Raw genomic sequence first — 17,501 nt, 5'->3', positions numbered from 1 at the left:
TGGCTGCCTGTACCGGCCTCTTCGCGGCTAAAGCCGCTCCCACAGGGATTGCGCAGGTCGTCAGATGTGCACAGAACCTGTGGGAGCGGCTTTAGCCGCGAAGAGGCCGGTACAGGTTGATGCTAATCAGCGCTCATCCGCTTCCCTGAGTTACAATGCGCGCCACCGTGATTCTGCCAACAGGTGCGCCATGCAGCCCTACGCTATTGCCCCCTCCATTCTCTCTGCCGATTTCGCCCGTCTGGGCGAGGACGTCGACAAGGTTCTGGCCGCGGGTGCCGACATCGTCCATTTCGATGTCATGGACAACCACTACGTACCCAACCTGACCATCGGCCCGATGGTCTGCACCGCGCTGCGCAAGTACGGCGTGACCGCGCCGATCGATGTGCACCTGATGGTCAGCCCGGTTGACCGCATCATCGGCGACTTCATCGAGGCCGGCGCCACCTACATCACCTTCCACCCGGAAGCCTCGCAGCACATCGACCGTTCGCTGCAGTTGATCAAGGACGGCGGTTGCAAGGCCGGCCTGGTGTTCAACCCGGCCACCAGCCTGGATGCACTGAAGTATGTGATGGACAAGGTCGACATGGTCCTGCTGATGAGCGTCAACCCAGGCTTCGGCGGGCAGAAGTTCATCCCCGGCACCCTCGACAAGCTGCGCGAAGCCCGCGCGCTGATCGACGCCAGCGGTCGTGACATCCGCCTGGAAATCGACGGTGGCGTCAACGTCAACAACATCCGCGAGATCGCTGCCGCTGGCGCCGACACCTTCGTGGCCGGTTCCGCGATCTTCAACGCCCCGGACTACCAGGAAGTCATCGCCAAGATGCGCGCCGAACTGGCCCAGGCCCGCCCATGAGTGGCTTCGAGCAGCTGTTCCCGGGGACGCTGCCCAGGCTGGTGATGTTCGATCTGGACGGTACCCTGATCGACTCGGTCCCCGACCTGGCTGCCGCCGTCGACCGCATGCTGCTCGAACTGGGGCGCCCGCCCGCGGGTCTTGAGGCGGTGCGCCACTGGGTTGGCAACGGCGCCCAGGTCCTGGTGCGCCGCGCACTGGCAGGTGGCATCGAGCATGATGCCGTGGACGATGCGCTGGCCGAAAAAGGCCTGGCGCTGTTCATGGAGGCCTATGCCGAAAGCCATGAGCTCACCGTGCTCTACCCCGGTGTGAAGGACACCCTGCGCTGGCTGCAGAAGCAGGGGGTGGAAATGGCGCTGATCACCAACAAGCCGGAGCGTTTCGTCGCGCCGTTGCTGGACCAGATGAAGATCGGCCGCTATTTCCGCTGGATCATCGGCGGCGATACCTTGCCGCAGAAAAAGCCCGACCCGGCAGCGCTGCTGTTCGTCATGCAGATGGCCGGTGTCAGCCCGCAGCAGTCGCTGTTCGTCGGTGATTCGCGCAGCGATGTGCTGGCGGCCAAGGCGGCCGGGGTGCAATGTGTAGGCCTCACCTACGGCTACAACCATGGCCGGCCAATCACCGAGGAATCCCCCAGCCTGGTGGTCGACGACCTGCGCGCACTGCTGCCCGGTTGCGCAGACCCGGCCACTGGGATAACGTTGGCGGACCTTCAAGCCTCCCAAGACAGAGAGTCCACCGTGGCGGTCACTGGCAAATTCTGGATGAAAGTCATCAAGGCCCTGGCCCGTTGGCGCTGGCGCGCCTGACTCCTGCCCGCCGGCGCCTGCCGGCCCGTCCGCTTGCCCGACCCTATTGCTGCTTGCCACGAGGCTACCCATGACCCGCGAAGAATTCCTGCGCCTGGCCGCTACCGGCTATAACCGCATCCCTTTGGCCTGTGAAACCCTGGCCGACTTCGACACGCCGCTGTCGATCTACCTGAAACTGGCTGATCAGCCCAACTCCTACCTGCTCGAATCGGTGCAGGGCGGCGAGAAGTGGGGCCGTTACTCGATGATCGGCCTGCCGTCGCGCACCGTGATGCGCGTGCATGGCTACCACGTGAGCATCCTGCAGGATGGTGTCGAGGTGGAAAGCCACGACGTCGAGGACCCGCTGGCCTTCGTCGAAAGTTTCAAGGACCGTTACAAGGTCGCTGACATCCCAGGCCTGCCACGTTTCAACGGTGGCCTGGTCGGTTACTTCGGCTACGACTGCGTGCGGTATGTGGAAAAGCGCCTGGGTGCAAGCCCGAATCCGGATCCGCTGGGCGTGCCGGATATCCTGCTGATGGTCTCCGATGCGGTGGTGGTGTTCGACAACCTGGCGGGCAAGATGCACGCCATCGTGTTGGTCGACCCGGCTGATGAGCAGGCTTTCGAGCAAGGTCAGGCCCGCCTGCAAGGCCTGCTGGAAAAACTGCGCCAGCCCATTACCCCACGCCGAGGCCTGGACCTGAGCGGGCCGATGGCGGCCGAACCGGAGTTCCGTTCCAGCTACACCCGTGACGATTACGAGAATGCGGTGGGTCGTATCAAGGAATACATCCTGGCCGGCGACTGCATGCAGGTTGTGCCGTCGCAGCGCATGTCGATCGACTTCAAGGCTGCTCCGATCGACCTGTATCGCGCGCTGCGCTGCTTCAACCCGACGCCGTACATGTACTTCTTCAACTTCGGCGACTTCCATGTGGTCGGCAGTTCGCCGGAAGTGCTGGTGCGGGTGGAAGACAACCTGGTCACCGTACGGCCGATTGCCGGTACCCGCCCGCGTGGGGCTACCGAGGAAGCCGACCGGGCGCTGGAAGACGACCTGCTGTCGGACGAAAAAGAGATCGCCGAGCACTTGATGCTGATCGACCTGGGCCGCAACGACGTGGGCCGGGTGTCGTCGACCGGCAGTGTGCGCCTGACCGAGAAGATGGTGATCGAGCGCTACTCCAACGTAATGCATATCGTGTCCAACGTGACCGGGCAGCTGCGCGAAGGCCTGACGGCGATGGATGCGCTGCGGGCGATCCTGCCGGCGGGCACCTTGTCGGGCGCGCCGAAGATCCGTGCGATGGAGATCATCGACGAGCTGGAGCCGGTCAAGCGTGGCGTCTATGGTGGTGCGGTCGGCTACTTTGCCTGGAATGGCAACATGGATACCGCAATTGCTATCCGCACTGCGGTGATCAAGAACGGCGAACTGCATGTGCAGGCCGGTGGCGGTATTGTCGCCGATTCGGTGCCGGCGCTGGAATGGGAAGAGACCATCAACAAGCGCCGGGCGATGTTCCGTGCGGTGGCCTTGGCCGAGCAGACTTCCGTCAAGTAAACCGATTGGGGCTGCTGCGCAGCCCTTTCGCGGCTAAAGCCGCTGCTACAGGCATGTGTGGCTCCTGTAGGATCGGCTTCAGCCGCGAAAGGGCCACAAAGTGGCCCCGGCGATTCAGAAGTCGACACTGACGCCCAGGCTCACCCCCTGCTGCGTCAGCTCATCACTCTTGCGCCAGTTGTAGTTCCCGCGCAGATGCACCCCCGCCACCAGCTCATGGCTTACCCCCAGACTCGCCCGAGTCAAATCACTGTGCGGCGTATACCCGGTCAAGGTGAAGTCATTGGCTGGCAATGTCTTCAAGTGCAGGGTCACGTCCTGCTGGTCATCCTCGAACTCATGTTCCTGCGCCACCTCGGCGAACAGCCTGGTGCTCGGCAGTACCTGCACGCTGCCTAGCAGCCCGACGCCCAGGCGCCGCGACGTCCGTTCCTGATCATCGAAGCTCAGCGCCGTCGAACGCCCGCTCTTCTCGTCATAGCCATCGACCTTCACCCGCGCGTAGTCGGCACTGATGAAGGGGGCCAGTTGCCAGCGGCTTTTCTCGGCCGCCAGGTTGTAGCCCAGCCGGGCAGTCACGGCCCAGGCCTCGCCATCGGTGTCGCCCTTCTCGCTGCGGTCGTTGACGCCAAGTGCGAAGGTGCGCTTGAGGTCGTGGTAATCAAGATGGCCGGCGCTCAGCGCGGCATCGGCCCACCAGCGGTCCTGACGGAATTGGGCGAAGGCGCTGGCCAGGTAGCTGTCGAGCTTGTAGTCCGAATCCTGTTCACCGGCTTCCAGCTTCTGCCGGTACACGCCACCGGCCAGGCCGAGGCGCCAGGCGTCGTTCAGTCGGTAACTGCCACCGAGGGTCAGGTTGTAGCCGCGACCGTCAGCACTGGCGACGCTGCGCTGATTGTCGAAGTCCAGGTCCTGGGCGCCGGTGCTGACGAAGGCTTGCCATTGGCCAACTGCCTGCCAGGGCGCTTGCCACTGGTTGCGCAGTTCGTCCTGGTGCGCGCGCAGGCTGGCGTGGGCCATTTCCGGGAGCAAGGTCAGCTCCCAGGGGGCAGAGATGATCGAATAGGCGTAATCGGCAATCAGTTGCTGGCCGGCGATAGTCGGGTGTACGGAGTCGTTGAACAGCAGTTTGGTCGGGTCTGGCGAAAGGCCGTTGATGCCATGGATCGGGTTTTCCACGCACCCTTCTCCGCTGTAGCAGGTACCCACCAGATTCTGGCCGGTGGCCAGGCCGAACTGACTGGGGCTGGCCAAAGCCTCGCTCAGCAGCACCGGGATGTTCAGCGGGATGATTTCGGCATCAATCTGCCCCAGCTGGCTGAGCAGCGACTGATTGAATGCACCGGACAGCAGTGACAGCGGGTTTTGCTGTGGTGTGCCGCTGAAGTTCGGCGTCAGCCCGAGGTCGGGCAGCAGCCAGACCACGATGTAGCGGGCGCCACCTTGCTGCAGGGCCTGGGCACTGGCGGCCAGGCGGGCACCGGCGGCCACGGCGTCGGCCGGGCTGTTTATCAGGCCTTGCAGGAAGTCATTACCGCCGCCGGTCAGGTAGTACAGCGCGTTTGGGTCGGCGCGCAGGCCGTTGGCCAGGTAGCCTGGCTTTTCACGCAGCACTTGCCCAGCGCCCGGTCGCCCGGGTGGGATGACCGTTTCGGACGTGCTGAGGATCGAGTCCAGGATCTGTTGTGTGGTATAGCCGCCAACCGCCCAGTTGTTGCCGTCGGGAAGCCCCAGCGCCGGGTTGAGCGCAGAGGTGGATGGGCCCAGCTCTGCCGGGTCTACACCCAGCCGCCCGCCGAGGATCATCGGCGACACCGGGGCATAGTTGCCATTGGCATCACGGTTGGTGAAACGCACCCCGCCAAACTGCCCAGCGTCGCTGAGGCTGTCGCCAAACACGATCAGGCTGGAGTAAGGCGAGGGCGCAGCGATGGCCTGGCTGCAGGCCAGGGCTAATGTGGCGAGGGTGAAACGCAGCAGTGGAGCTTTTCGCATCAGAGAACATCCTTTTCTTTGTTTTTATGATGGCAACCCGATCGACCTTAGCAAATCGCTGTGCATCGCTTCCAAGTCCATTCGTTTCCCCGTGTTTACGGGCATATTGCGCCCGCCGCCCCGGTAGGCTACTGTGCGTGCAAGTATGAGCGAGACTTATCCTGTGTTGATCGTCAGCAAACTCTTGATGCGCGTTATCAAGGCCCACGCCCGTTGGCGTTGGCGCGCCTGACTTTATCTCCTGCCGGCCTGTCCGGCCCGTCCCCGTTTGCCTTCCTGTTCGTTTAGCGACCGCCCTTCGTGGCAAAGCCGTGTCTGTATCTGATGTAGGAAGGTTCGTTTTTTAAAGTCAGTAGATTCAAGAGGTTTAGCCCGATGTTACTGATGATCGACAATTACGACTCATTCACTTACAACGTCGTTCAGTACCTTGGCGAGCTGGGTGCCGAGGTCAAGGTCATTCGCAATGACGAAATGACCATCGCCGAGATCGAAGCCCTCAACCCTGAGCGCATCGTCGTTTCCCCCGGGCCGTGCACGCCAAGCGAAGCCGGCGTGTCCATCGAAGCCATCCTGCACTTTGCCGGCAAGCTGCCGATCCTCGGCGTATGCCTGGGCCACCAGTCCATCGGCCAGGCCTTCGGCGGTGATGTGGTGCGTGCCCGTCAGGTCATGCACGGCAAGACCAGCCCGGTGCACCACCGCGACCTCGGCGTGTTCGCCGAGCTCAACAACCCGCTCACGGTGACCCGCTACCACTCCCTGGTGGTCAAGCGCGAAACCCTGCCGGATTGCCTGGAAGTCACCGCCTGGACTGCTCATGAAGACGGTTCGGTCGACGAGATCATGGGCCTGCGCCACAAGACCCTGAACATCGAAGGGGTACAGTTCCACCCCGAGTCCATCCTCACCGAGCAGGGCCACGAGCTGTTCGCCAACTTCCTCAAGCAGACCGGCGGCCGCCGCTAAGGATCGATCATGGATATCAAGAGCGCGTTGAGCCGCATCGTCGGCCACCTGGACCTCAGCACCGATGAAATGCGCGATGTCATGCGCCAGATCATGACGGGGCAGTGCAGCGAAGCGCAGATCGGTGCCTTCCTGATGGGCATGCGCATGAAGAGCGAGAGCATCGACGAGATCGTCGGTGCGGTCTCGGTGATGCGCGAGCTGGCTGACAAGGTCGAGCTGAAAAGCCTCGATGGCGTGGTCGACATCGTCGGTACCGGCGGTGATGGTGCCAACATCTTCAATGTTTCCACCGCGTCGGCGTTCGTCCTCGCCGCCGCCGGCTGCACCGTGGCCAAGCACGGCAACCGTGCGGTATCTGGCAAGAGCGGCAGTGCCGACCTGCTGGAAGCCGCTGGCATCTACCTGAACCTGACCCCGACCCAGGTCGCCCGCTGCATCGACAGCTTGGGGATAGGTTTCATGTTCGCGCAAAGCCATCACACCGCCATGAAGTATGCCGCTGGCCCGCGTCGCGATCTGGGGCTGCGTACCCTGTTCAACATGCTCGGCCCGCTTACGAATCCGGCCGGAGTGAAGCACCAGGTGGTCGGCGTGTTCACCCAGGCGCTGTGCCGTCCGCTGGCCGAGGTGCTGCAGCGCCTGGGCAGCAAGCATGTGCTGGTGGTGCATTCGAAGGATGGCCTGGACGAGTTCAGCCTGGCTGCGCCAACCTTCGTCGCCGAGCTGAAGAACGGCGAGATCAGTGAGTATTGGGTCGAACCCGAAGACCTCGGCATGAAGAGCCAGAGCCTGCATGGCCTGGCCGTCGAGACGCCACAGGCCTCGCTGGAGCTGATCCGCGATGCCCTGGGCCGGCGCAAGACCGAAAACGGTCAGAAGGCTGCCGAAATGATCGTGCTCAATGCTGGCGCGGCGCTGTATGCCGCTGACCATGCCATGAGTTTGAAGGGGGGCGTGGAACTGGCCCACGACGTACTGCACACCGGGTTGGCCTGGGAGAAGCTGCAGGAACTGGGCGCCTTTACTGCAGTATTCAAAGTGGAGAACGAAGCATGAGTGTGCCGACGGTGCTGGAAAGGATCATCGCCCGCAAGTTCCAGGAAGTGGCCGAGCGCAGCGCGCGCGTAAGCCTCGCTGAACTGGAGCGCCTGGCCAAGGCTGCCGATGCCCCGCGCGGCTTTGCCAATGCGCTGATCGAGCAGGCCAAACGCAAGCAACCGGCGGTGATTGCCGAAATCAAGAAGGCTTCGCCGAGCAAAGGCGTGATCCGCGAGAACTTCGTGCCGGCCGATATTGCCGTCAGCTATGAGAAGGGTGGGGCGACTTGCCTGTCGGTGCTGACCGATGTGGATTACTTTCAGGGTGCAGACGAGTACCTGCAACAGGCCCGCGCCGCTGTTTCGCTGCCGGTGATCCGCAAGGATTTCATGGTCGACCCGTACCAGATCGTCGAAGCTCGTGCCCTGGGCGCTGACTGCGTGTTGCTGATCGTGTCGGCGCTGGATGACGTGAAGTTGGCCGAGCTGGGTTCGGTGGCCAAGGATTTCGGCCTCGACGTGCTGGTAGAAGTGCATGACAGCGATGAGCTGGAGCGTGCGCTGAAGATCCTCGATACGCCGTTGGTTGGAGTGAACAATCGTAACCTGCATACCTTCGAGCTCAGCCTGGAAACCACACTCGACCTGCTGCCACGCATTCCACGTGACCGCCTGGCAGTTACCGAGAGCGGTATTCTCAACCGTGCCGATGTCGAGTTGATGGAAATCAACGAGGTCTACTCGTTCCTGGTCGGTGAAGCATTCATGCGCGCCGCGCAGCCGGGGCTGGAATTGCAGCGGTTGTTCTTCCCTGATCAGGTTAAGAAGACTGTTCAGTCTCTGGACTGATCGATACGAAGCCGGCTTTATGCCGGCTTTTTTGTATGCCTGTTCTGGCCTTTTCGCGGGCAAGCCCGCTCCCACAGGTACTGTGTACGCCCGAGGGCGATAGAAATCCTGTGGGAGCGGGCTTGCCCGCGAAGAGGCCGGTAAACCCAACATCAAAGGTGGATCAATGACCGATCAACCCCTGGCGCTCACTGTTGAGCAAGGTTTGCATGCCGAGCAGGAGCTGTTGGCCGCCGTCTGCCGCGGCGAGCGCGATGCCGGTGTTTTGTTCTGGCGGCCAACCGACCACGCACTGGTCATGCCCCGGCGCATGAGCCGCCTGGAAAACTTCGAAGCCGCCTGCGCGGAACTGGCGATTGCCGGCTGGCCGGTGCTGTTGCGTGAGACCGGGGGCGAGCCTGTGCCACAGTCGCACGCGACGGTGAACATTGCGCTGGTCTACGTGGCCCCGCGCAGCGAAGGTGATCATGGCCGCATCGAAAGCGCCTATGAGCGCCTGTGCCTGCCATTGTGTGAGGTGCTGCGCGAGTGGGGCGGTGTGGCTTCGGTGGGCGAGATCGACGGTGCCTTCTGCGATGGCCGTTACAACGTCAACCTCAATGGTCGCAAGCTGGTCGGTACGGCCCAGCGCTGGCGCCAGGGGCTGGGCGGCAAGCGCCCGGTGGTGCTGGTGCACGGTGCGCTGCTGCTGGACAACGAGCGCGAGTCGATGGTCGCCGCGGTAAACCGCTTCAATGAATGCTGTGACCTGGAGCAGCGCTGCCGTGCCGACAGCCATATCGCCTTGCACGAAGTGGCGCCTGAGGCGCCCTGGTTAGAGCGCCTGTCCCTTGCCTATCGCGACGTGCTGGCAGCCCTGCCGAAGGATTAACGGGTGCCGTAGACCACCATGGTCTTGCCCTTGACCTGCACCAGGCTGCGTTCCTCGAGGTCCTTGAGGACGCGGCCGACCATTTCCCGCGAGCAACCGACGATACGGCCGATTTCCTGGCGGGTGATCTTGATCTGCATGCCGTCCGGGTGGGTCATGGCATCCGGTTGCTTGCACAGGTCGAGCAGGCAACGGGCCACGCGGCCGGTGACATCGAAGAAGGCCAGGTCGCCGACCTTGCGCGTGGTGTTGCGCAGGCGCTGGGCCATCTGGCTGCCCAGAGCGTAGAGAATCTCCGGGTCCTGGCGAGCCAGTTCGCGGAACTTGTCGTAGCTGATCTCTGCCACTTCGCACTCGGTCTTGGCGCGCACCCAGGCGCTCCGCTGCTGCTCGCTGCCAGCCGGTTCGAACAGCCCCAGTTCGCCGAAGAAGTCGCCATTGTTGAGGTAGGCGATGATCATCTCGTGACCTTCGTCGTCTTCGATCAGGATGGTGACCGAGCCCTTGATGATGAACGACAGCGTTTCGGCACGATCACCGGCGCAGATGATGTTGCTTTTGGCGGTGTAGCGGCGGCGCTGGCAGTGAACCAACAGCTTGTCGATATTCTTGATCTTGGCAGGTAGGGCTGAGGCAACCATCACGAAATCCTGTTCGATGCGAGGCATAGGCGCTTGTTAGAGCTTGTCTGACGCGACGCGCCAGTCAATTGGCGCCAGCTTATCAGACAGCGCTGGAAGTTTTGGCACTAAAGCGACTCGCATTGAGCTTTTCCGACAGGCATACAAGGCTTAAGCTGACACCCTTTTGCGAAATCCAGGAGTACGGACAGATGAAGGCACGCATCCAGTGGGCCGGTGAGGCGATGTTCCTCGGTGAATCGGGCAGCGGCCACGTAGTAGTGATGGACGGCCCCCCCGAGGCCGGTGGCCGCAACCTGGGCGTGCGCCCGATGGAAATGCTCCTGCTCGGCCTTGGTGGCTGCAGCAGTTTCGACGTGGTGAGCATCCTTAAGAAGTCGCGCCAGGCGGTGGAAAGCTGCGAAGCGTTCCTGGAAGCCGAGCGCGCCAGTGAAGACCCGAAGGTATTCACCAAGATCCACATGAACTTCGTGGTGAAAGGGCGTGGGTTGAAAGAGGCCCAGGTCAAGCGTGCGGTGGAATTGTCGGCCGAGAAATACTGCTCGGCGTCGATCATGCTCGAGCGTGCTGGTGTTGAAATCACCCATGGTTACGAGATCGTAGAGCTGGGCTGAGTACCGGACATTGGGGCCGCAAGGCGGCCCCGGCAATCTTCAGTCAGTCGCGCAGGGCCGGAAGGGCAGTGAGCAACCATTCCGGCAAGCTGCTTCTGACCGCCTGGCTCAACTGCTCTCGCCGCTTCTGATACCCCAGCCCCAAACCGATCACCCCCAACCCGATCAAGGTCAGCACCACGGGGAACAGCAGTGATTCGGCAAACACCTCGTAAGACAGGTAGCCCAGATAAGCCGCTACCCCCAGCGCCCCGAAGACCATGAACACCGGGCGGCGCAACAGCACCGCCATGCCCATCAACCCCAGGTTGATCAGGCAGTACAGCGCCTTGCCCAGTTCACTGTCGCTCTCCATCATCGTCAGCCCGCCCCAGAACGCCGCCAGGCCGGCCAGGTAGCCCCAATGGGCATAGTCCTCGCGGGTACGCCCGTCGACGACCAGGAACACCAGCAGCAAGCCGAGCCCGAACCAGAGTGACACCGTGCGCCGCTGTTCCCAGGAAAAGGGCGAGCCATACACCCATTCGCTCAGGTCCATCGACATGAACCACAGCGCTACGGCAATCGGCATCACCACGAAGGGGTAGGGAATCAGGCGCAGCATCAGCAGCCCGGCAACCACGGTGGCGGCCTCCATCAGCAACCACCCGCCCTGCACGTAGGTGTAGTACTGGTGAAAGTCCGCTTGCGCATCATCCAGTGGCCACCAGCCCGTCAGGCGTTCGATGGCAAACACGACCAATGGCACGATGCTGACTGCGACGGCGGCCAGCACACCGGCGGCAACGGCTTGCTTGCGCCGCTGCAGGGTCAGGGCGAAAGAAGTGAGAAGAACTATATAAAGGATGGCGACGGCCAGCAAAGCCCCGTCGCCAATGGTCATCCAGGCTTCGGTGAGCAGCCAGCCCATCGCCCCCATGATCAGCAGGGCGCCAAAGTAGAAAGCGACATGGGCAAGCTGGAAACTGCCCCGGGCTGGTGGTTGCTGGCGCAGAAACGCCAGCAGGGCCTGGTCCTGGCCTGGCTGGAGAATGCCGGCTTGCACGGCGCGCGCCAGGTCCTTGGCGTCGATACGGTCCGTCATGGGTGCGCCCTTCAGATGCGGTAGGTGCTCTTGGTCATGACCTTGGCCAGCAGGCTCATGCCGAAACGCACCGGCAACGGGAAGCGATAGCCGCCAGCTTCGAGTGCGGACTCGGCATGCTGCTCTTCATCCACGCGCATCTGTTCAAGGATGGCGCGGGACTTTTCGTCCTGCTGGGGGAGCTGCTCCAGGTGTTCGTCCAGGTGCTTGCATACCTGATGCTCGGTGGCGGCGACGAAACCGAGGCTGACCTTGTCGCTGACCAGGCCGGCGAGGGCGCCGATGCCGAACGACATGCCGTAGAACAGCGGGTTGAGCACGCTTGGGTGGCTGCCCAGCTGGCGGATGCGTTGTTCGCACCAGGCCAGATGGTCGATTTCTTCTTCGGCTGCCTGTTCCATGGCCTTGCGTACTTCCGGCAGCTTGGCGGTCAACGCCTGGCCCTGATACAGCGCCTGCGCGCAGACTTCGCCGGTGTGGTTGATGCGCATGAGCCCGGCGATGTGGCGGGTCTGGTTGTCGTCCAGTTCGGTATCCGGCTGGATGATCGCCGGCGACGGGCGGGATGGTTGGCCGCTGAAGGGCAGCAAGGTGCGCATGGCGGTATCGGCCTGCAGCAACAAGCGGTCGAGCGGCGAGTAGTGACGTTCGGTGGCCATCGGGCACCTCCGCTGAAGTGATGCCCGACAGTTTACCTCAATCGCCCGGAGGGGGCTTGCCTTGGGTCAGCCCGGCGGCCAGTTCATCTGGCGCTGGCCAAGCACGTGCATGTGGATGTGATACACGGTCTGGCCGCCTTGCTCGTTGCAGTTCATGACCACCCGGAAGCCTTCCTCGCAGCCCAGTTCTTTCGCCAGGCGCTGGGCGGTGAACAGGATGTGACCGGCCAGGCCCTTGTCCTCTTCGGTCAGGTCGTTGAGGGTGCGGATGTGCTTCTTCGGGATGACCAGAAAATGCACCGGCGCCTGCGGCGCGATGTCGTGGAACGCCAGAACCTGGTCGTCCTCGTAAATGATCTTCGCCGGGATCTCCCGGTTGATGATCTTGATGAATAAATCTTCCACAGCACTTGCTCCATGGTGAGTGTCGGCCGAGTGTACTCAGCCGGGCGCCACTCGCCCAGAGGCTATTCCATGCCGACCGGGCAGTAGCGGCGGTGGATGAAGCCGGCCAGCTTGCGCGCCAGCCAGCGTGGCAGCAGGCGCGGAGCGAAGGCCAGCCAGCGATTGCGCCGTACTGGCATGATCACTGCGCGATTCCTGGCCAGGGCGCGCACGGTGAACAACGCCACTTCTTCAGGGCTCAGGCAACGGCTGTTGCCTTCAAGCCTGGGGATGCGCCGGCGCGACGAGCGTACCGGGCCGGGGCAAAGTACCGATACCTTGATGCCGGTAGGCTTGAGCTCTTCGCGCAGCGCTTCGCTGAAGCTCATCACATAGGCCTTGCTGGCGGCATAGGTGGCCATGCCCGGGCCTGGCGCGACGGCGGCCAGGCCGGCGACGTTGAGAATCTGCCCGCCGCCTTGCACCGCCATCAGGTTGCCAATGGCATGGCACAGGCGGCTCAGGGCAAGGATATTGACCTCCAGCAGGTCCTGCTCGTCGGCCCATTCGTGGGCCAGGAAAGGGCCGTAGGTACGTTGGCCGGCGCAGTTGACCAGCAGGTCGATACGTCGCTCGCCTTCTTCCAGTTCCAGTACGAAACCCGACAGGCGCAGGGGCTGGCTGAGGTCGCAGGCGCGCAGCAGCACTTCGACGCCGAAGCGCTGGGCCAGTTCGAGTGCGACCGGCTCCAGCGTTTCTCGATGGCGTGCTACCAGGATCAGGTTACGCCCGCGCCGTGCCAGGGCTTCCGCCAGGGCCAGGCCCAGGCCGCTGGAAGCACCGGTGATCATGGCGTAACGGGTCATGCAAGGCTCCTGGGGGCTGAAGAGGGCGCCTAGTGTACAGCCTGGCCAGGCGAGTTGTTGCCTTTTGCTACACGGTCTTGGCGCGCAATGCCTGGGAACGCTAGGGCGTCGCGGTACTCGCCGCGCAGGCGCTCGATCAGTGTGGCGGCTGCGGGCAGGTCATGGATCTCGCCTACGCCCTGGCCGGCGGACCAGACGGTTTTCCAGGCCTTGGCTTCGTCGTCGATCGGCTTGAGCTTGCCTTGCTCGTGCCCGGACTTCAGTGCCGCCATGTCATAGCCGGCCTGTTCCAGGCTGGGGCGCAGGAAGCTGGCCGGGATACCGGACACGGCAGGCGTGTGGATGATGTCGGCAGCCTGGGCATCGAGCAGCATCTGCTTGTAACCGTTCTGGGCATGGCTTTCCTGGGTGGCGATGAAGCGTGTACCCATGTAGGCCAGATCGGCACCGAGCAACTGTGCGGCAAGAACCTCGTGGCCGTGGTTGATGCAGCCGGCCAGCAGCAAGGTCTTGTCGAAGAACTGGCGAATTTCGGCCACCAGGGCGAACGGGCTCCAGGTTCCAGCATGCCCGCCGGCGCCCGCTGCCACGGCGATCAGGCCATCGACGCCAGCCTCGGCGGCTTTTTCGGCGTGCCGGCGGGTGGTTACGTCGTGAAACACCAGGCCGCCGTAGCCATGCACCGCATCCACCACTTCCTTCACGGCGCCAAGACTGGTGATGACGATGGGCACGCGATGCTCGACGCACAGTGCCAGGTCGGCCTGCAAGCGTGGGTTGGTCGGGTGCACGATCAGGTTTACCGCATAGGGCGCTGGCGCCTGCAACTGCGCCAGGCCTGCCTCGATTTCCTCCAGCCAGGCCTTGAAGCCGGCGCTGTCACGCTGGTTCAGTGCCGGAAAGCTGCCGACCACGCCGCTGCCGCAGCAGGCCAGTACCAACTGAGGGTTGGAAATCAGGAACATCGGCGCTGCGACCACAGGCAGGCGCAAGCGTTGTTCGAGCGAAGCAGGCAGGGGCATGGGCGAGGCTCCATCGTTGTATGTCAGAACGGTTTGACCACCACGAGAATCACGATGCCCAGCAGGAACAGCACCGGTACTTCGTTGAACCAGCGGTAGTACACGTGACTACGGGTGTTGGTGCCAGCGGCGAAGCGTTTACGCTGGGCACCACAGATGTGATGGTAGCCGGTCAGCAGAATCACCAGGGTGAGCTTGGCATGTAGCCAGCCTTGGCTCAGCCAGCCAGGGGTGAGGTAGAGCATCCAGGCGCCGAACACGTAAGTGGCGATCATTGCCGGGTTCATGATCCCGCGGTACAGCTTGCGCTCCATGGTGACAAAGCGTTCCTGGCTGATGCTGTCCTGGCTCTGGGCGTGGTAGACGAACAGCCTGGGCAGGTAGAACAGGCCGGCGAACCAGCAGACCACGCTGACGATATGCAGCGCTTTGATCCATAGGTAAAGCATGGAGGGAGTTCCTTCAGGTAATCACGGTCGTCAGATAGTAGAGCGCAAGCGCCCGAAGGGGCACCCCAAGAGTTGTTACAGGCGCTTTGCGCCCCTATCATCGTGCGCTTTCCAGACGGCTCGTTGAGAAGGGGCAAGCGTTATGATCAAGGTCGGTATCGTCGGCGGCACGGGTTACACCGGCGTCGAACTGTTGCGTCTGCTGGCACAGCATCCACAGGCCGAAGTGGCGGTCATCACTTCGCGCTCCGAGGCGGGCGTGGCGGTCGCCGACATGTATCCGAACCTGCGCGGCCACTACGACGGCCTGGCTTTCAGCGTGCCGGACAGCAAGACCCTGGCCGCTTGCGACGTGGTGTTCTTCGCCACCCCGCACGGTGTCGCCCACGCCCTGGCTGGCGAACTTTTGGCCGCCGGGACCAAGGTCATCGACCTGTCGGCGGACTTCCGCCTGCAGGACGCGACCGAATGGGGCAAGTGGTATGGTCAGCCGCATGGTGCTCCTGAGCTGCTCAAGGACGCCGTCTACGGCCTGCCTGAAGTCAACCGTGAAAAGATCCGCCAGGCGCGCTTGATTGCCGTGCCAGGCTGCTATCCGACTGCCACCCAGTTGGGTTTCCTGCCGTTGCTCGAAGCCGGTCTGGCCGACCCGTCGCGGCTGATTGCCGACTGCAAGTCGGGCGTCAGTGGCGCGGGCCGTGGCGCCGCGGTCGGTTCGCTGTTCTGTGAAGCAGGCGAAAGCATGAAGGCCTACGCGGTCAAGGGGCACCGCCATTTGCCTGAAATCAGCCAGGGCCTGCGCCTGGCTGCCGGCAAGGACATCGGCCTGACCTTCGTGCCGCACCTGACGCCAATGATCCGCGGTATCCACGCCACCCTGTACGCGACCGTCGCGGATACGTCGGTCGACCTGCAGGCGCTGTTCGAGAAGCGCTACGCCGATGAGCCGTTCGTCGACGTGATGCCGGCCGGCAGCCACCCGGAAACCCGTAGCGTGCGTGGTGCCAACGTCTGCCGCATTGCCGTTCATCGCCCGCAGGGTGGTGACCTGGTGGTGGTGTTGTCGGTGATCGACAACCTGGTCAAGGGCGCGTCGGGCCAGGCGGTGCAGAACCTCAACATCCTGTTCGGCCTGGATGAGCGCATGGGCCTGTCCCACGCCGGCCTGCTGCCATAAGTGTTTGTCGCTTGAAAGGGCCCGCACTGTGCGGGCCTTTTTGTTTGTCGCGACTAAAGCCGCACAATTCTTGACCAATTTTCTCGGAGAAGCGGATAATGCGCGTCATCGAGTTTTATGGCGGCTACAACGCCGGGAGAATCAACATGAGCGTCGAAACCTTCACCCCTACGGCTTTGGAATTCACCCATGGCGCCGCGCAAAAGGTGAAGAACCTGGTTTCCGAGGAAGGCAATGACCGCCTGAAGCTGCGCGTGTTCGTCACCGGTGGCGGCTGCTCGGGCTTCCAGTATGGTTTCACCTTCGATGAAGACGTGGCCGAAGATGACACCATTGTCGAACGTGAGGGTGTTTCGCTGGTAGTCGACCCGATGAGCTTCCAGTACCTGGCCGGTGCCGAAGTGGACTACCAGGAAGGCCTGGAAGGTTCGCGTTTCGTGATCAAGAACCCGAATGCCGCGACGACCTGCGGTTGCGGTTCTTCGTTCTCGATCTGAACCAGGCTGTACGAAAACGCCGCGCACTTGCGCGGCGTTTTGCATTCTGACTTAGGATCAGGCTGGGTAGATCGCGCCGAGCACGCGTGGGCCCTTGGCCGCAGTCACGCTTGGGCGATTGGCGGCAATGCCCTCGAGGCAGCAGTGGGCGAGCCAGGCAAAGGCCATGGCCTCGACCCAGTCCGGGTCCACGCCCTGTGCGCCGGTGCTGGTGACCCGGGTCTGTGGCAACAGTTCGGCAAGGCGAGCCATCAGGGCCCCATTGCGAGCGCCGCCGCCGCATACCAGCAGCGCCTCGGTGCCTTGCTGGGCGTTCAGTAGCGATTCGATGATGCTGCGCGCGGTCAGCTCCAGGAGCGTGGCCTGGACATCTGCTTCACGGTAGGCCGGCAGACGCGTCAAGTGGCTATCCAGCCAGGGCAGGTTGAACACCTCGCGGCCGGTGCTTTTCGGGCCGCTGCCTGCGAAGAACGGGTCACTCAGCAGGCTGCTCAGCAAATCGTCTTGCACGTTGCCACTGGCAGCCCAGGCGCCATTGGCATCATAGGCCTGGCCACGCTTGCGCTCGATCCAGGCATCCATCAGCACGTTGCCTGGCCCGCAGTCGAAGCCATGCACGGGCTTGTCGCGCTCGATCAGGCTCAGGTTGCTGAAACCACCCACATTGAGAATCGCCAGGCGCTGGCCAAGGTGGCTGAACAGGGCTTCATGGAAGGCCGGCACCAGTGGTGCGCCCTGGCCGCCCGCCGCCACATCGCGACGACGGAAGTCGGCGACCACGCTGATACCGGTGAGTTCGGCCAGCAGCGCCGGGTTGCCGATCTGCACGGTGAAACCGCGAGCCGGCTCATGACGGATGGTCTGGCCGTGGCTGCCGATGGCTCGGATGGCCTCGGCCTGCAGCCCTTGCTGGCCGAGCAATTGCCGTACACCTTCAGCTGCCAGGCTGGCCCAGCAGTTTTCTGCCAGGGCGGCGCGGGCAATCTCGTCTGGGCCGCTGCTGCACAGGCTGAGCAGATCCTGACGCAGGTCGTCCGGCATCGGCAGGTAATGAGTGGCGAGCAGTTGCAGCTGCTCGCCTTGTTCGATCAGGGCGATGTCCAGGCCGTCGAGGCTGGTACCGGACATTACCCCCAGGTAAAGCGCCATGAG

The 17,501-nt window shown here is 63.0% G+C and carries 19 protein-coding genes; 10 read left to right on the top strand and 9 right to left on the bottom strand.

Annotated features, from left to right (window positions below):
- Positions 1–190: 190 nt before the first annotated feature.
- From rpe to trpE, 3 genes are all read left to right on the top strand, one after another.
- Positions 191–865 (top strand): ribulose-phosphate 3-epimerase, encoded by a 675-nt coding sequence (rpe, locus tag OCX61_RS25020; RefSeq protein WP_027917448.1) that lies wholly within the window; start codon positions 191–193, stop codon positions 863–865.
- A complete protein-coding gene (locus OCX61_RS25015) occupies positions 862–1,680 on the top strand; it encodes a phosphoglycolate phosphatase (protein ID WP_261941793.1) in 819 nt (272 codons plus the stop codon). The genes rpe and OCX61_RS25015 overlap by 4 nt, the downstream gene beginning before the upstream one ends.
- Positions 1,681–1,750: 70 nt before the next feature.
- Positions 1,751–3,232 (top strand): anthranilate synthase component I, encoded by a 1,482-nt coding sequence (trpE, locus tag OCX61_RS25010; RefSeq protein WP_261941792.1) that lies wholly within the window; start codon positions 1,751–1,753, stop codon positions 3,230–3,232.
- 114 nt (positions 3,233–3,346) lie between these two features.
- Here trpE and estP read toward each other — a convergent pair whose 3' ends face one another.
- Entirely contained in the window at positions 3,347–5,227 is a 1,881-nt protein-coding gene (gene estP, locus OCX61_RS25005; RefSeq protein WP_261941791.1) for an esterase EstP, read from the bottom strand.
- 375 nt (positions 5,228–5,602) lie between these two features.
- Here estP and OCX61_RS25000 point away from each other — a divergent pair, with 375 nt between their 5' ends.
- From OCX61_RS25000 to OCX61_RS24985, 4 genes are all read left to right on the top strand, one after another.
- Positions 5,603–6,196, top strand: coding sequence for an aminodeoxychorismate/anthranilate synthase component II (locus OCX61_RS25000; protein ID WP_054885201.1), 594 nt, complete (start codon positions 5,603–5,605; stop codon positions 6,194–6,196).
- A gap of 9 nt (positions 6,197–6,205) precedes the next feature.
- Positions 6,206–7,255, top strand: a complete 1,050-nt coding sequence (gene trpD, locus OCX61_RS24995) for an anthranilate phosphoribosyltransferase (protein ID WP_261941790.1) — start codon at positions 6,206–6,208, stop codon at positions 7,253–7,255.
- On the top strand, positions 7,252–8,085 hold the full coding sequence (gene trpC / locus OCX61_RS24990) for an indole-3-glycerol phosphate synthase TrpC (RefSeq protein ID WP_261941789.1): 834 nt from the start codon (positions 7,252–7,254) through the stop codon (positions 8,083–8,085). The genes trpD and trpC overlap by 4 nt, the downstream gene beginning before the upstream one ends.
- Before the next feature lie 166 nt (positions 8,086–8,251).
- Positions 8,252–8,956 (top strand): lipoate--protein ligase family protein, encoded by a 705-nt coding sequence (locus tag OCX61_RS24985; RefSeq protein WP_261941788.1) that lies wholly within the window; start codon positions 8,252–8,254, stop codon positions 8,954–8,956.
- On the opposite strand, the gene crp is transcribed toward OCX61_RS24985, so the two are convergent.
- The gene (gene crp, locus OCX61_RS24980; protein ID WP_085676439.1) at positions 8,953–9,597 is read right to left on the bottom strand and encodes a cAMP-activated global transcriptional regulator CRP; all 645 of its coding nucleotides are present in this window, start codon (positions 9,595–9,597) and stop codon (positions 8,953–8,955) included. The two genes, OCX61_RS24985 and crp, sit on opposite strands and share 4 nt — an antisense overlap.
- A gap of 191 nt (positions 9,598–9,788) precedes the next feature.
- Here crp and OCX61_RS24975 point away from each other — a divergent pair, with 191 nt between their 5' ends.
- Positions 9,789–10,211, top strand: coding sequence for an OsmC family protein (locus OCX61_RS24975; RefSeq protein ID WP_004376171.1), 423 nt, complete (start codon positions 9,789–9,791; stop codon positions 10,209–10,211).
- A gap of 43 nt (positions 10,212–10,254) precedes the next feature.
- On the opposite strand, the gene OCX61_RS24970 is transcribed toward OCX61_RS24975, so the two are convergent.
- The 6 genes from OCX61_RS24970 to hemJ all read right to left on the bottom strand — a co-directional run bounded on the left by OCX61_RS24970 (position 10,255) and on the right by hemJ (position 14,675).
- A complete protein-coding gene (locus tag OCX61_RS24970; protein WP_261941787.1) occupies positions 10,255–11,295 on the bottom strand; it encodes a DUF2157 domain-containing protein in 1,041 nt (346 codons plus the stop codon).
- An 11-nt stretch (positions 11,296–11,306) separates the two neighbouring features.
- Positions 11,307–11,954, bottom strand: a complete 648-nt coding sequence (gene coq7, locus OCX61_RS24965) for a 2-polyprenyl-3-methyl-6-methoxy-1,4-benzoquinone monooxygenase (protein ID WP_261941786.1) — start codon at positions 11,952–11,954, stop codon at positions 11,307–11,309.
- A gap of 66 nt (positions 11,955–12,020) precedes the next feature.
- On the bottom strand, positions 12,021–12,359 hold the full coding sequence (locus OCX61_RS24960; protein WP_261941785.1) for a histidine triad nucleotide-binding protein: 339 nt from the start codon (positions 12,357–12,359) through the stop codon (positions 12,021–12,023).
- 62 nt (positions 12,360–12,421) lie between these two features.
- Entirely contained in the window at positions 12,422–13,204 is a 783-nt protein-coding gene (locus OCX61_RS24955; protein ID WP_261941784.1) for an SDR family NAD(P)-dependent oxidoreductase, read from the bottom strand.
- Between the two features lie 29 nt (positions 13,205–13,233).
- Entirely contained in the window at positions 13,234–14,226 is a 993-nt protein-coding gene (locus tag OCX61_RS24950) for an NAD(P)H-dependent flavin oxidoreductase (protein ID WP_261941783.1), read from the bottom strand.
- Between the two features lie 23 nt (positions 14,227–14,249).
- Positions 14,250–14,675, bottom strand: a complete 426-nt coding sequence (gene hemJ, locus OCX61_RS24945; RefSeq protein ID WP_261941782.1) for a protoporphyrinogen oxidase HemJ — start codon at positions 14,673–14,675, stop codon at positions 14,250–14,252.
- Positions 14,676–14,817: 142 nt separating this feature from the next.
- Between hemJ and argC the strand changes: the two genes are divergently transcribed.
- Both argC and erpA read left to right on the top strand, forming a co-directional pair.
- Complete coding sequence (gene argC, locus OCX61_RS24940; RefSeq protein WP_261941781.1) at positions 14,818–15,852, top strand: N-acetyl-gamma-glutamyl-phosphate reductase; 1,035 nt, start codon at positions 14,818–14,820, stop codon at positions 15,850–15,852.
- Positions 15,853–15,998: 146 nt separating this feature from the next.
- The gene (gene erpA / locus OCX61_RS24935) at positions 15,999–16,349 is read left to right on the top strand and encodes an iron-sulfur cluster insertion protein ErpA (protein ID WP_015268740.1); all 351 of its coding nucleotides are present in this window, start codon (positions 15,999–16,001) and stop codon (positions 16,347–16,349) included.
- A 57-nt stretch (positions 16,350–16,406) separates the two neighbouring features.
- Here the strand turns inward: erpA and OCX61_RS24930 are convergent, their stop codons facing one another.
- Positions 16,407–17,498 (bottom strand): anhydro-N-acetylmuramic acid kinase, encoded by a 1,092-nt coding sequence (locus tag OCX61_RS24930; RefSeq protein WP_261941780.1) that lies wholly within the window; start codon positions 17,496–17,498, stop codon positions 16,407–16,409.
- Between the last annotated feature and the right edge of the window lie 3 nt (positions 17,499–17,501).

The sequence above is a fragment of the Pseudomonas sp. LRP2-20 genome (assembly GCF_024349685.1).
GTDB lineage: Bacteria > Pseudomonadota > Gammaproteobacteria > Pseudomonadales > Pseudomonadaceae > Aquipseudomonas.
Note: the sequence above shows the minus strand (reverse complement) of the source record. Positions and strands in the feature narration are given on the sequence as shown.

Excerpts from the sequence above, each read along its gene's own strand:
- rpe (WP_027917448.1), top strand. The coding sequence starts at position 191 with ATGCAGCCCTACGCTATTGCCCCCTCCATTCTCTCTGCCGATTTCGCC.
- trpD (WP_261941790.1), top strand. The coding sequence starts at position 6,206 with ATGGATATCAAGAGCGCGTTGAGCCGCATCGTCGGCCACCTGGACCTC.
- hemJ (WP_261941782.1), bottom strand. The coding sequence starts at position 14,675 with ATGCTTTACCTATGGATCAAAGCGCTGCATATCGTCAGCGTGGTCTGC.
- trpE (WP_261941792.1), top strand. The coding sequence starts at position 1,751 with ATGACCCGCGAAGAATTCCTGCGCCTGGCCGCTACCGGCTATAACCGC.
- argC (WP_261941781.1), top strand. The coding sequence starts at position 14,818 with ATGATCAAGGTCGGTATCGTCGGCGGCACGGGTTACACCGGCGTCGAA.
- coq7 (WP_261941786.1), bottom strand. The coding sequence starts at position 11,954 with ATGGCCACCGAACGTCACTACTCGCCGCTCGACCGCTTGTTGCTGCAG.
- OCX61_RS25000 (WP_054885201.1), top strand. The coding sequence starts at position 5,603 with ATGTTACTGATGATCGACAATTACGACTCATTCACTTACAACGTCGTT.
- erpA (WP_015268740.1), top strand. The coding sequence starts at position 15,999 with ATGAGCGTCGAAACCTTCACCCCTACGGCTTTGGAATTCACCCATGGC.
- OCX61_RS24930 (WP_261941780.1), bottom strand. The coding sequence starts at position 17,498 with ATGGCGCTTTACCTGGGGGTAATGTCCGGTACCAGCCTCGACGGCCTG.
- crp (WP_085676439.1), bottom strand. The coding sequence starts at position 9,597 with ATGGTTGCCTCAGCCCTACCTGCCAAGATCAAGAATATCGACAAGCTG.
- OCX61_RS24950 (WP_261941783.1), bottom strand. The coding sequence starts at position 14,226 with ATGCCCCTGCCTGCTTCGCTCGAACAACGCTTGCGCCTGCCTGTGGTC.
- OCX61_RS24985 (WP_261941788.1), top strand. The coding sequence starts at position 8,252 with ATGACCGATCAACCCCTGGCGCTCACTGTTGAGCAAGGTTTGCATGCC.
- OCX61_RS24955 (WP_261941784.1), bottom strand. The coding sequence starts at position 13,204 with ATGACCCGTTACGCCATGATCACCGGTGCTTCCAGCGGCCTGGGCCTG.
- OCX61_RS24975 (WP_004376171.1), top strand. The coding sequence starts at position 9,789 with ATGAAGGCACGCATCCAGTGGGCCGGTGAGGCGATGTTCCTCGGTGAA.
- OCX61_RS24970 (WP_261941787.1), bottom strand. The coding sequence starts at position 11,295 with ATGACGGACCGTATCGACGCCAAGGACCTGGCGCGCGCCGTGCAAGCC.
- trpC (WP_261941789.1), top strand. The coding sequence starts at position 7,252 with ATGAGTGTGCCGACGGTGCTGGAAAGGATCATCGCCCGCAAGTTCCAG.
- OCX61_RS25015 (WP_261941793.1), top strand. The coding sequence starts at position 862 with ATGAGTGGCTTCGAGCAGCTGTTCCCGGGGACGCTGCCCAGGCTGGTG.
- estP (WP_261941791.1), bottom strand. The coding sequence starts at position 5,227 with ATGCGAAAAGCTCCACTGCTGCGTTTCACCCTCGCCACATTAGCCCTG.